The 12,496-nt window shown below is 37.9% G+C and carries 15 protein-coding genes and 1 other annotated feature; of the genes, 1 reads left to right on the top strand and 14 read right to left on the bottom strand.

The annotated features are described in order from the left end of the window. Positions 1–281 precede the first annotated feature (281 nt). The 8 genes from KS419_RS00785 to KS419_RS00750 form a co-directional block, all read right to left on the bottom strand. On the bottom strand, positions 282–662 hold the full coding sequence (locus KS419_RS00785; RefSeq protein WP_217064191.1) for a YisL family protein: 381 nt from the start codon (positions 660–662) through the stop codon (positions 282–284). A gap of 165 nt (positions 663–827) precedes the next feature. After that, positions 828–1,592, bottom strand: a complete 765-nt coding sequence (locus KS419_RS00780) for a response regulator transcription factor (protein WP_217064190.1) — start codon at positions 1,590–1,592, stop codon at positions 828–830. 46 nt (positions 1,593–1,638) lie between these two features. Continuing rightward, positions 1,639–2,298: a phosphate signaling complex protein PhoU gene (gene phoU, locus KS419_RS00775; protein ID WP_217064189.1), complete on the bottom strand. Its 660-nt coding sequence runs from the start codon at positions 2,296–2,298 to the stop codon at positions 1,639–1,641. A gap of 18 nt (positions 2,299–2,316) precedes the next feature. Continuing rightward, positions 2,317–3,120 carry a phosphate ABC transporter ATP-binding protein PstB gene (pstB, locus tag KS419_RS00770; protein ID WP_217064192.1) on the bottom strand — a complete coding sequence of 268 codons (804 nt, stop codon included), beginning with the start codon at positions 3,118–3,120 and terminating at the stop codon, positions 2,317–2,319. Positions 3,121–3,151: 31 nt separating this feature from the next. Beyond that, entirely contained in the window at positions 3,152–4,078 is a 927-nt protein-coding gene (pstA, locus tag KS419_RS00765; protein WP_217064188.1) for a phosphate ABC transporter permease PstA, read from the bottom strand. A gap of 1 nt (position 4,079) precedes the next feature. Continuing rightward, positions 4,080–5,015: a phosphate ABC transporter permease subunit PstC gene (gene pstC / locus KS419_RS00760; RefSeq protein WP_217064187.1), complete on the bottom strand. Its 936-nt coding sequence runs from the start codon at positions 5,013–5,015 to the stop codon at positions 4,080–4,082. A gap of 124 nt (positions 5,016–5,139) precedes the next feature. Beyond that, positions 5,140–6,087: a PstS family phosphate ABC transporter substrate-binding protein gene (locus KS419_RS00755; RefSeq protein ID WP_343215006.1), complete on the bottom strand. Its 948-nt coding sequence runs from the start codon at positions 6,085–6,087 to the stop codon at positions 5,140–5,142. Between the two features lie 239 nt (positions 6,088–6,326). Further along, positions 6,327–7,076: an MBL fold metallo-hydrolase gene (locus KS419_RS00750; protein WP_217064185.1), complete on the bottom strand. Its 750-nt coding sequence runs from the start codon at positions 7,074–7,076 to the stop codon at positions 6,327–6,329. A 124-nt stretch (positions 7,077–7,200) separates the two neighbouring features. On the opposite strand from KS419_RS00750, the gene KS419_RS00745 reads away from it, so the two are divergent. After that, the gene (locus KS419_RS00745; protein WP_217064184.1) at positions 7,201–7,572 is read left to right on the top strand and encodes a DUF3221 domain-containing protein; all 372 of its coding nucleotides are present in this window, start codon (positions 7,201–7,203) and stop codon (positions 7,570–7,572) included. Between the two features lie 107 nt (positions 7,573–7,679). On the opposite strand, the gene rpmA is transcribed toward KS419_RS00745, so the two are convergent. The 6 genes from rpmA to KS419_RS00715 all read right to left on the bottom strand — a co-directional run bounded on the left by rpmA (position 7,680) and on the right by KS419_RS00715 (position 12,171). Beyond that, a complete protein-coding gene (gene rpmA, locus KS419_RS00740) occupies positions 7,680–7,973 on the bottom strand; it encodes a 50S ribosomal protein L27 (RefSeq protein ID WP_217064183.1) in 294 nt (97 codons plus the stop codon). A 16-nt stretch (positions 7,974–7,989) separates the two neighbouring features. Next, positions 7,990–8,319 (bottom strand): ribosomal-processing cysteine protease Prp, encoded by a 330-nt coding sequence (locus tag KS419_RS00735; protein WP_217064182.1) that lies wholly within the window; start codon positions 8,317–8,319, stop codon positions 7,990–7,992. 9 nt (positions 8,320–8,328) lie between these two features. Continuing rightward, a complete protein-coding gene (gene rplU, locus KS419_RS00730) occupies positions 8,329–8,637 on the bottom strand; it encodes a 50S ribosomal protein L21 (protein WP_217064181.1) in 309 nt (102 codons plus the stop codon). 12 nt (positions 8,638–8,649) lie between these two features. Beyond that, positions 8,650–8,741, bottom strand: a sequence feature (ribosomal protein L21 leader region). Positions 8,742–8,826: 85 nt separating this feature from the next. Then, positions 8,827–10,368 (bottom strand): Rne/Rng family ribonuclease, encoded by a 1,542-nt coding sequence (locus KS419_RS00725; protein WP_217064180.1) that lies wholly within the window; start codon positions 10,366–10,368, stop codon positions 8,827–8,829. Positions 10,369–10,511: 143 nt separating this feature from the next. Further along, a complete protein-coding gene (locus tag KS419_RS00720) occupies positions 10,512–11,351 on the bottom strand; it encodes a M50 family metallopeptidase (RefSeq protein ID WP_217064179.1) in 840 nt (279 codons plus the stop codon). Further along, on the bottom strand, positions 11,344–12,171 hold the full coding sequence (locus tag KS419_RS00715; RefSeq protein WP_217064178.1) for a M23 family metallopeptidase: 828 nt from the start codon (positions 12,169–12,171) through the stop codon (positions 11,344–11,346). Before KS419_RS00715 ends, KS419_RS00720 begins: the two co-directional genes overlap by 8 nt. Positions 12,172–12,496: the final 325 nt, after the last annotated feature.

Here is a 12,496-nt window from a genome sequence, read left to right as displayed (position 1 = left end):
CGCCACGTCCTGTGGCATGCCCGATATTAGGACGTCCTGTCCGTCGAGGCAACTCGAAGCATATTCGTGAAGATTTCCTCGTTGAATAGCTTTTTGGCTTCCCTGTGCTCCTGCGATTACTCGTCGCAAGGCAGCAAGGATGCAACTCAAGTAGCAGCCTTCCTGAAGTGATCCGAGCCCGTAGGCGCTGGAGCTAGACAATGCCCGAAGGTGCAAAAACTTATCTTTCTTATCTTTCAAAAAAATACACTCCTTCTTGGAAGGAGTGCATTTTTTTATCCTTAACCTAATGTACCCGATGAACTATATCCCACATATAGTACCAGAATCAAGGCAATGACAAATTGAACCCAGAAGATAACTTTCCCTTTCCCATCTAACGTTCCTTTAGCCATTCGATTTGAGATGAATTCCATCACAAAGATTAACCAAAATGCAAGGAGACCTTTAACAACAGTTAGCCAATAAAACTGTTTAATAATAATCAGAAAAAGACCTGTTCCACCAACTAGCAAATAAAATAAACGTAGTGTCATTTGTAGAATCTTTCCTGCTTTTGCTTTACCACTTCCAATAAAAATTACAGTTAATGCAAATAGAACGATGGTTACGAACCAAAACAGTGCATGAGAATGTAAGAATGTTGAATAATAGGCAGACACTTTTTTTCCTCCTTTTTAAAGCGTGATACAACCTCTGATTAGTATACCGAAAACAAATTCCTTCCGTAAACTTTTTTGCCTTCTTTTATGTAATACAGCTACCATTTACTATTTTTATCCCACTTTTATACTTTCAAACCTTCCTAAGAAGAAAAAGACCCTCAGCTATTTAACCTGGGTCTTAAGATTAGTTGGTGGCTGACTATCTTGTACATCCTTCATCATGTAACCAATATGCCTCACCGTTCGAATATATACCGGGGTTCGTTTATTTGTTTCAATTTTATTTCGTATCCGGCTGATAAAAACATCAATGATTCGTTCATCAATTTCCTCATCTCCTGATAGTTCCTGAATCAGCTGTGCACGTGTTAATACTTTCCCTTTATTCATGAATAAATAGTAAAAAAGTTCATATTCTTTCCTTGTAAAATCAATAGGTACTTCATTCTTATATACGATAAAATGATCAGGATCGATAATTAAATCCCCATTTCGCAACATATCCTTTTTCAAATATTCATATGGGGTGTAACTCCCACCTTGCTGAGAACAACAAAGAGTTCCCCTGCGTAAAATAGATTTTGCCCTGGCAACCACTTCTTTTACTCTAATTGGTTTAACGATATAGTCATCTGCCCCCAGTTCCAATCCTAAAACGGCTTCCAGTTCGTCTCTCTCCGAAGACAACAGAATAATAGGGGTCCAATCATTGTGATTATGTCTCAGTTCCCTGCAAAAATCTAATCCACTCATCAGAGGCAAGTCTAACTCTGATACAATGATATCAGGAGAGACAATATTTAATTTCTTTATTGCAGTCTCAGCACTTTCTAGAGTATATGTGTTAAATCCGCTATTTTTAAATGCCTGCTCCAGCCTGTCTTTCCCTTCTAAAGGCTTAGTTATGATGAGAACAGATTGAGCCACTTTACCCTCCTCCCCGTGAATACAATCACTTTTTTGCTACATCCTGTTAATTTAAATCGAATCGTTTTCCATTCACTTCATAAATGATCCACTCTGCAATATTTGTGCAATAATCAGCAATTCTCTCAATGTATCTGGAAATAAAAGCCATTTGTGTTACCTGTTCCGTAATTCCCGTTTCCACTGCAACTACTTCAAAGATCGATTGAATAAATTTACCGTAAGCACTATCCACATCATCATCCATTGCTGCAATTTTTTGCGCTTCCAGTACGTTGGAATCGCGGTAGGCTATTAACACCGCTTTAATCATTATCTTTGCTTTAGATGCCATAGATAGCAGTTCTTCTTCAAATTTCTCCAAATTAATTCTATCATTTAATCGAAGAGCAGATTTTGCCATATCAACGGATAGATCACCCATTCGTTCTAAGTCACTCGATACTTTCAAACTAACAATAATCTTCCTTAAGTCAGAAGCTACTGGCTGTTGTTTAGCTATCATTAAAGTAGCTTTATCATTGATGGCCAATTCCAAATCATTAATGTTTTTATCATTATCAATAATATCATCTAGCTTCGCATATTGTTTCTTGCGAATAGCTTCAATTGTTTCATCAAAGGCGCGTTCCACCATGGCTCCTAAACGCATGATTTCTCCTTTTAATTCAGAAAGTTCACTGACAAATTGTCCTCGAATAGTCATTTTCCCCATTCTCCTCTGTTAACCGAAACGGCCGGTGATATAATCTTCTGTACGTTTATCTGATGGTGTAGAAAAAATAATGTCCGTATCATCATATTCAATGACTTCCCCATTTAAGAAAAACGCAGTCTTATCAGAGATACGTGCTGCCTGCTGCATATTATGTGTCACAATGATGATAGAATAGTTTTCTTTTAATTCTTTTATTAATTCTTCTACTTTAAGAGTGGATTTAGGGTCTAGGGCAGAAGTTGGTTCATCCATAAGAAGGACATCAGGTTCAATAGCTAAACAACGTGCGATACAAAGTCGCTGCTGTTGTCCGCCTGATAGTCCATAAGCATTTTCTTGGAGACGGTCTTTCACTTCGTCCCATATTGCTGCTCCACGTAGGCTTTTTTCTACTATTTCTTTTAAAATTTTCTTGTCTTTAATTCCATGAATTCTAGGTCCATAGGCAATATTATCAAATATTGATTTTGGAAATGGATTTGGCTTTTGGAACACCATCCCTACTCGTGTCCTTAACTCTTCAACCCGATAATTCTTATCAAATATATTTTTATCACGATATAAGATTTCCCCTGAAATAGAAACATCTTGAACTAGTTCAACCATTCGGTTCAATGTTTTAATATAAGTTGATTTTCCACAACCTGATGGTCCTATGATTGCAGTAACTTCATTTTCATGCATTGGTAAGTTAATATTTTTTAGTGCATGATTATCCCCATACCAAAGATTTAGATTTTTAGTATCATAAACAACTGATTTATTTACATGATCCTTCGTTTCTTTTTTTACTGGTACTTCGGTAGACATTGATAAAGAAGACATTGGATTTCCCTCCAGATTAATATCGTTTTTGGAACTTATTACGAATAATGATCGCAACGGAATTCATTAAGAACAAAACAGCCAGTAAAACGATAATGGTTGCAGCGGCCATACTTGCATACTCATCAACTAAAACAGAATCAATTGTCCAATAATAAATTTGCATCGGCAATACAGTGAAATTATCTGTAATACTACTTGGAATCGGTACGATTAAAGCAGGTATTCCGATTGCAACTAATGGTGCTGTTTCCCCAATTGCACGTGACAATGCTAAAATAACACCTGTCAAAATCCCAGCTATCGATGCAGGGAGTACAATGTTCTTAATTGTCTGCCATTTGGTTGCCCCCATGCCATAAGAAGCTTCTCTCAGGTAACTTGGAACAGCACGAATCGCCTCTTGACTTGCTACAACAACAATTGGTAAAACTAGTAAAGCCATGGTTAATCCACCAGCTATAATACTAGGTCCAAAACCAAACATTCGAACAAAAATAGTTAAACCTAGCAATCCAAATACTATCGAAGGTACACCAGCCAAATTCGTTATATTCGTTTGTATGAATGAATGAAATTTACCTTTTTTTGCATATTCTTCTAAATAGATGGCAGTTCCGATACCTAAAACCATCGTTACAGGACCTACAATAAACATGAGCCATACTGTTCCTGTGATTGCTCCAATAATACCTGCACGTTCTGGTAATGTAGATAATCTATTCGTTAGAAAATCCATACTTAGCCATCCAAGTCCATCTGAAAAAATTTGATACATCAGGAAAGCTAATATTACTAACCCAAACATGGTTGATGCAAAAAACAAATATTTCACCACATTATTGATTAAAAGTCTCGCAGTCATTCTTCTATTAACTTTTGCAAGGTTCATATATTGTTTTTGTGTCGTCTTTTCATTTGAATTCAAAGCTAATTCTTTCATCTTAATATGCCTCCCTGTATTTGCGAGAGATATATCCTGCAAACATATTCATTATTAACGTAAAAAAGAAGAGTGCGAATGCAACTGCATACAAGCTATAATAGGCTGTTGTTCCTGCTCCCGCATCACCACTTGTTACCTCAACAATATAAGCTGTCATTGTTTGCATGGATTGAGTGATATCGAAAGTAAGATTTTTAGAGCTACCACTGGCAATGGTTACAATCATGGTCTCACCGATTGCCCTAGATATTCCAAGTACAAAAGAAGCAATAATTCCCGAAATTGCAGCAGGGATAACAACACGCATTGTTACTTCTAACTTTGTTGCTCCAAGCGCTAAAGCTCCTTCACGCATTGCTTTTGGAACGGAATTCATTGCGTCCTCAGATAAAGAAGCTACAAGTGGGATAATCATTATTCCCATTACTATACCTGGACTAAGTGCATTCGTTGCTTGCAGTGCTGGAATAAACTCTCTTAAAAGTGGGGTAACAAATGTGAATGCAAAGAAACCATAAACGATTGTTGGTATCCCTGCTAAAACTTCAATGACTGGTTTTACTGCTTTTCTCACATTAACCGAAGCATATTCACTAAGGTAGATAGCGGTAGTTAAACCAATTGGTATGGCTACTAACATCGCAACTAAAGATATTAAAACGGTTCCCGATAATAATGGCAAAATACTAAAACTTGGTTCAACACGACTTAAAGGTTTCATTTCCGTGTTTGTAAAAAATTCGATTATTGAAACATCCCTGAAAAATAAAAATGTTTCATATAATAAGGTCGATACTATTCCCACCGTTGTTAATATAGATATTGAAGCTAGAGCAAATAGGAGAAACGGAACTGTCTTCTCTACTCCCATCTTCAGCTTATTTTTATTGTTATCTTTACGTATCAGGTCTTTAATACTCACAGTTTTCTGCATGAAAAACTGCTCCTCTCCATCATCCAATGCTATTTATCGAAAAATATAAACAGTTGTTCATAATTGATTTTCAAGAAAATGAGAAGTAAAAAACTACTTCTCATTTCCCTTTAATTGAGTGGTATTACTTTAGGTTTTGAACAAATTCAAGTGCTTCAGCTAGTTCTTCATCAGGAAGTGGAGCAAATCCAGTTTCTCCAGCAAAATCAGCAGCACCAGTACTGAAAATATACTCAGCAAAAGCCTTTACTTGTGGTTTTTCTTTAGCAGCGTCTAAGTTAAGGTTAGTAAATACTGGTCTTGTGAAATTTGCATATGGTCCATCTTCTCCAATTGTTTCTAAAGATGGAGCTACTGGGCCGTTACCAAAGTCAATGGAAACTGCTTTAAGCTTGTCGTCATTGTTTACATAATAACCAAATCCAAAGAATGCAATTCCATTTTTATCATCAGAAACTAAACTTACTAGAGTAGAATATTCTTGCTGTAAGTTAATTCCAGCTACAAGATCTTGCTTCTCAATAATTACATCTACAAAGAACTCATACGTTCCATGGTTTTCGTTTGGTCCATAAAAGTTGATTTCTTCTGCAGGCCATTCTGGACGGATATCAGACCATAATACTTTATCATCATCTTTAATGTTTCCAGTTACAAACATTGTTTTTACTTCTTCTTCTGTCAATTCTGTTGCCCAATCGTTCTCAGGGTTAATAACAAGTGTTAAACCGTCAAGAGCTACTTTAAATTCTTTCGATTCAATTTCGTTTGCATCTAATTCAGCCACTTCTTCGTCTTTAATTGGACGAGATGCATTTGAAAAGTCTGTTTCACCCACAACATACTTTTGCATACCAGCGCTTGTTCCAGCACGACCAACTTCGACACTCACATCTTCGATAGTCATGAACTCATCTGCAATACGAGACATCAATGGATAAACCGTTCCAGAACCATCAATGGATACTGATCCAGATAATTCTCCAGCGTCAGCTGAATTATCATCTGATCCACAAGCTGCTGTAAAAACTGTTAATGCTGCAATTGATAAAGCTACTAAATATTTCTTCACTCGTAATTTCCTCCCTAATATGTGTTTCATAATTTGATAGAGTAGTAATCAATTTCCCTATCACAATTGCTAGTATAGAAGATGAATATTAAGGGCAATTGAATTGCGTGTAAATGTTTGTAAATACTTTGTAAAGAAATTGTGCGGGTATTGTCGAAAAAAGTGCGGGACATGGTCCCGCACTTTTTTGTGAACGTTTAGTAATTTGTTCAACTAGCCTAGTCTTGATGTTACCCCTCCTATTCGGAGGTCCACACCATGCCTCCTCTAGCATGTGATATCTTTCCGGAATAATACTTGCAAGATTCTGTTATTAATTGCTGGTGATTTCCAAAGTGCGGGAGGTGGGAGAGCAGGAGATATTTCACATTACTTTTGTATCCTAGAATACCCGATTCTTTACTGTTCATGTGTCCAAATGGTTTAGCATCTTGTCCTTCATAAAAACTTGATTCGGTTATGAGAAGGTCCACATTTTTTAGGAAAGGAATTAGCGATTCATCATAAGCAGTATCACCAGTGTAAGCAATGATTGATCCGTCCTGTGAGTGTGCTTTTACTGCAAAGCATGGCACAGGGTGGTTTGTGGGATGAAATGTGAACTGTAGTGAGCCAATCGTGAAGGGCATTCCGTTCTTTTCTGCATGATAAGCGAATGCCTCTGCAAACGGCTTTTTACTAAGCTGCTGAAATGCCTCGGCATCTTTATCATGAGCAAAAATATGTAATGGTCGATCTGTTTTTCCCAAGTTCATATCCACAATTCGGCTATACGTTAACACACCAAGATCAGCAATGTGGTCATGGTGATAATGGGTAATAATGACCGCATCTATTTCCGCCAGTTCAATGTAGTTTTGCAATTGGGCAACTGCTCCACTCCCACAGTCCAGAAGAATATTCGTATTTTCATCCTGCAATAGGTAGCAGGACGTGGCTTCATTTTTTTCAGGATATGCACCCCAGTAACCGATTACAGTGAGTTTCAACTTGTTTCCTCCTCTAATTTAAGTAATGAAATCATAAAGGTCTCCAATCCTTGGTTGAATCTACTCCCTTAAGATTATAGTATGAAGATAACATGTTACAATTATTTAGGAAAGAAGGGATTATATGGACCAGAGGATATTTTGGATAAGGGCAGTAGGTGCAATTGTGTTCATACTGATTTATGTTTCTTTGTCCGGTTGTCTCCCTTTTAGCAATGATAACGTCTCTAATCACGAACCAATGTATCAAGAAGGGCGAATAGTAGAAATAGAGGCTAGGATATTGGTCGTAAGTGATATTTCAAAGGAAGAAGCTATCGAATTTGATGAAAGTAGCATTTTATCCAATGAAGTAGGAACAAATGCTACTTGGTTCTCCGTAGACGATGTGGAACAGTATTCAGAAGGGCAACTAGTTCGAGTTTACTATAGGGGAATGGATGAAAGTTATCCTGGTCAATCTGAAGCAACTAAGATTGAAAACCTTGAAGAATAGATAATTGAAAGTTCACAAAATTGTGCGGGACCAGGTCCCGCACAATTTTGTGAAAAAGAAAAAATCCCAATGTTGTCAAAGGACAGCATTGGGATTAACTTTTAAACTTATGCTTCTTGAGCTACTGGATATACGCTAACTTGTTTCTTGTCACGTCCAACGCGCTCAAATTTAACAACTCCGTCTACTTTCGCAAACAAAGTGTCGTCTCCACCTCTACCAACGTTTACTCCTGGATAGATCTTTGTTCCACGTTGACGTACTAGGATAGATCCGCCTGTAACTTCTTGTCCGTCGCCACGTTTTGTACCTAGGCGTTTCGAAATAGAGTCACGACCGTTCTTTGTACTACCTACACCTTTTTTACTAGCAAAAAATTGAAGGTCCAATTTTAAAAACATGGTCTTCACCTCCTGATCACGATTTAATTCGTATAAACTGTCCGTATTGTTCCTCTAACGTTTTTAACGAAAAGAACAAGCCTTCTAGTAATAATTGTACTTTCTCATAAGTGCCCGACTCGAGTTTTTCAGGAACACGGCAGCGGAGAAAGCCTCCGTCTCCCTTCATTTCCACATCTAAACGAACATCACATATCTCTGCGATGGCATTGACTACACCAAAAGATACAGCCGATGCTCCCGCACAAACTAAGTCTTTCCCATGGGGGCCAGCTTCTGCGTGTCCTTCCATTGTAAAAGAATGAATGGAGTTGTCATCATTCCGATTAAAAACAACGTGTATCATAGGAACACCTTACGCGTTAATTTTTTCAATGGTTACTTTTGTGTATGGTTGACGATGTCCTTGCTTACGACGATAGTTTTTCTTGGCTTTGTATTTATAAACGATCATTTTCTTAGCTCGACCTTGTTTATCAACTTTACCAGAAACAGTCGCACCTTCTACGTATGGAGCTCCAACTTTTGTTTCGTCTCCACCGACAAGGATGACACGTTCAAATGTAACAGAGTCTCCTTCTTCTGCATCCAATTTCTCGATGTAGATTTCTTGGCCTTCTGTTACTTTAACTTGTTTACCACCAGTTTCAATAATAGCGTACACGACGGCACCTCCTTTAATACTCAGACTCGCCATGACGGGTGAATCGAAAAGCCAGATAGCTTAACCTATTCTTAAAAACCCGATCTGTGCGGTTATAGCTCTTTGGAGGATTCCAAACAACTAACAAAGGCTATCTTACCATAGTTCAACAAATGGTGTCAATATAAGGTTTTCCACCTATGACAAACATTACTCACTAGCGTTGGAATTGGTCATTCGGCGCATCCAGATTTCTTTTATTTCTGCTTTTGACCCCATCATCCGAATCGCATGCTGGTTGACCGCTCCAAGATCATTTAATGTGGGAAGAACATAAATAGTCTTCTCCAATTCCCTTTCCAGTTTAGACAACTCCGTCATGCCATGGTGACTATTCTTTTTTAATAACTCCAGTGCAAGTGTCTCCGAAACGTCCAATAACATGGCCTCGTCCTCACTGAATTTTACTGCTTGAAGATCACGCTTTAAAGATCCTATTACTAAACGTCGATTTGGAACTCGTCCACTACCACTACAGACCTTACATGGTTCTAGAACAACCTCATCAAATGGTTTTCTTGTCTTTTTTCTTGTCATTTCTAACAAACCAAAATTTGTAAATCCACCTACATTGGTAAGAATTCGATCTTGTTTCAATGCTTTCTTTAACGTAGATAAGATGATGGATTGATGTTCTTCCTCCTTCATATCAATAAAATCAATTAAAATAATTCCACCAATATCCCTTAACCGCAGTTGTTCAGCAACCATGTAAGCTGCTTCCATATTAGTTTTTAATACTGTGTCCTGAAGACTTTCTTTACCAGTATATTTACCGGTGTTCACATCAATAACGGTCATCGCTTCCGTTCGGTCGATGATTAAAAAGCCCCCGTTTTTAAGCCACACTTGACGTTTTAAGGATTTCTCAAAATGTTTTTCAAGGTTATAGGCATGAAAAATATTTTCCTTTCCTTGATACAATTGAATTAGATCCTGATTCTTTTCTCCTGTTAAATAAATCAAGCTCTGATAATCTTTACGATTATCCACAACAGCTTCCGACTCCCCGTCGCTAAGAAAGTCTCGAACAACTCTGTACAGAATAGACGATTGATCATATAGTACAGTTGGGCTAACGGGACTGTTCTTTCCATTTGCAGCTTTTATCATCTCTGCATATTGTGCCCTTAAGCGGAGAAACTCGTTGTAGACCTCGGATTCCTCCAAGTTCTCCGCCACCGTGCGGATAATAATCCCTTCTTCATTTGTAAGCCATTTTTTTGCACGCTCTCTCCAATTTTCTCGTATAAGATCAGAAGACATTTTTTTTGAAACGGCTACATAATTGGCATAAGGCATATACACCATGAACTCTCCAGGTAAAGTTATCATTTCGGTTAACCGGGCACCTTTCGTCCCGGTTGCTTCTTTCGTAATCTGAACTAAAATGGATTGTCCTTTTGTTATAAGCGAATTGATGGCAGGAACGTTATTCTGAGACTGTTCTGTCTCTTTAAATGGTTGAAACGCCACTAATTCCTTTTTATATAAAAAACCATTTTTCTCAGTGCCAATATCTACGAAAGCAGCGTCCATCCCCCTTATGATATCTGTCACCTTACCTAAAATAATATTTCCCGATCGTGAAATGTCATCTTCATCCTCTAATAACCATTCCACCACATTGCCATCTTCGAGTACAGCAGCACGTTTATCGTCAGACAAGGTATTTATAATAACTTTTCGCAACGTAAGAACTCCAATCTTTGCATCTTTTGACATAATTATATATAGAAGTCCATCACACTGGCAAGGTATCTAGAATCATATAATATAATAAAGGGATTGTTTTAATTAGAAGCAGAACAACCTTCCCCCATTAAAACAATCCCCTAAATTAATTTCCAGATTGGCAGTAACCGCTTCTCCTCGTTAAAAAAAGCTTCTAATACTTGATGTTCTTCTAATTCAATCCCATTTTTTCCAAAAACAAAATAATGATACCTTTGTCTATTCACTTGTTTCATGGCATCGGCGACGGAAATTTTTGGAGAAACATGGACATGTACTCCTTTACCACTCCATTTTTGTATTCTCCTTTTCCGTTCCAACAAAAAACGCAGAAACATGAAGTGCCTCTGTTTCCACTCTAAATAATGATGAAGCCATAAAAAAGCAATTATTACCAGTAAGTTTAGATGAAATGGCATATAGGTTAACGAAAAAACAGTTAGAATAATCAGCAAAGAAAGGGAAGTATAAAAATTCAGATGATAAGCTTTATGAAACGCATAAAAATAGGATTGAATTGAAAATAACAATTTTCCCCCATCTAACGGTAAAATGGGAAGTAAATTAAACAATAAAATAGTAAGATTATGAAAGAGAAAAATGTTGTGATCCCCTTCATTCCAGATTGGGGTTAATAGTAAAAGGTAACTTCCCCCAATTAACCAAAGATGTTGTAAAGGTCCAAAGAGGACAACCAACACTTCTTCTTTAACTGGCCTGTTTCCGTACTCCTCTGTTTCTGCCATTCCCCCAAAAGGTAGAAGTGTGATTTTTTTTATCCGCCACTGGAAATGATGTGCCATGACACTATGTCCCATTTCGTGGACGAAAACGATAAAAAACAACATCACAATTTCCTTAAAGAAACCAGTTAAAGCGCCAATCCCTAGGATTGCCCAGAAGATTGGATGTATATGAACTTTTCTCAGTATCTCAATCAATGGTAATCACTTCAACAGGATCGATAAAATTGTCACCATCTTTTAGGGCAAAATAATACACACCTATATCTTCTTTTTCCTCGTGATGTGAAACTGTTCCGATAATATCCCCTGGTTCCACAAATTCATGAAGTTGCACAGAAACATGGTCTAACATTCCGTACCACGATTCAATGCCATCATAATGTCTAATAACGACTACCTTCCCCCACTCCCCTGCTTCGTCTTCTCCCATAAATCTCACTGTACCACCACGAATTGCTTCCACTTGTTTTTCCCTATCTGTCTCTACATAAATACCTCGTCCATTTTGCTGAAATGATTCACGAATCGTACCGGATGCTGGTAATGCGTAAACATCCATTTGATCGTTATCTTCTGTATCACCTGGGGCGACAACACTCATATCTGGAGGAAGAAGGGCGAGTGGACGGCCAAAGGCATCTTCATACCATCCGGCAACAGTTCCGAACTGGAAGTCCTCTTGAAAGGAATGATGCACGAAGTTCCGAGGCCCTTCTAGAAAGGAAGAGTTCGTTTGAAAAAGAATGCCTACAACGAAGAAGAGACAGACACTTGCTAAGATTTGCATGATAAATCGGTCTCTACTAAATAATGGTTCCCCTTTCTCCTCTGAAACTCCACGTCTTCCATCCAATTGATAGAGGGTATCTTCCCTTTCTTCATCATGTCTTACTTGATATGGATAAATATCTGGTCCTCGATCACGTTCTCGAATAACACTTCGTGTTGGTGTGAGTTTTCTGCTTTTACGCTTGGCTTCCATCTTTCTTTTAAGCTTGTCTACTCGATTTTTCATAAACCTTCCCTTCCTATCCACATAGTCTTTGTTCATATGTATGACTTGTCCAGTGAATATATGCAGAAGAGATGGTTTAAATAAGAAAAGCGTAAGCGCCTATGAACACGAGCGTAGGGCAGTGGAGGAATGACAATCGAAGTCCGCTCTTTGACTTCGGTTGTCACTTCCGAAGTGCCCCGCAGCGATTAAGAAGTAACTGAAAAAGTTTAAAACCACTTTTTCAGTTACTTTTATTTGTATGGCAATGGCTGCGCTCGTCGCTCGCCTGATAGGAGAAAACCACTCCTATCAAGCTTTTTAAAGATTGCGACGGCTACGCTCA

The sequence above is a fragment of the Evansella tamaricis genome (assembly GCF_019042215.1).
In the GTDB taxonomy this organism is placed as follows: Bacteria; Bacillota; Bacilli; order Bacillales; family Salisediminibacteriaceae; genus Evansella; species Evansella tamaricis.
The sequence above is the reverse complement of the archived record's forward strand: the minus strand, read 5'-3'. Positions and strand labels throughout refer to the sequence as shown.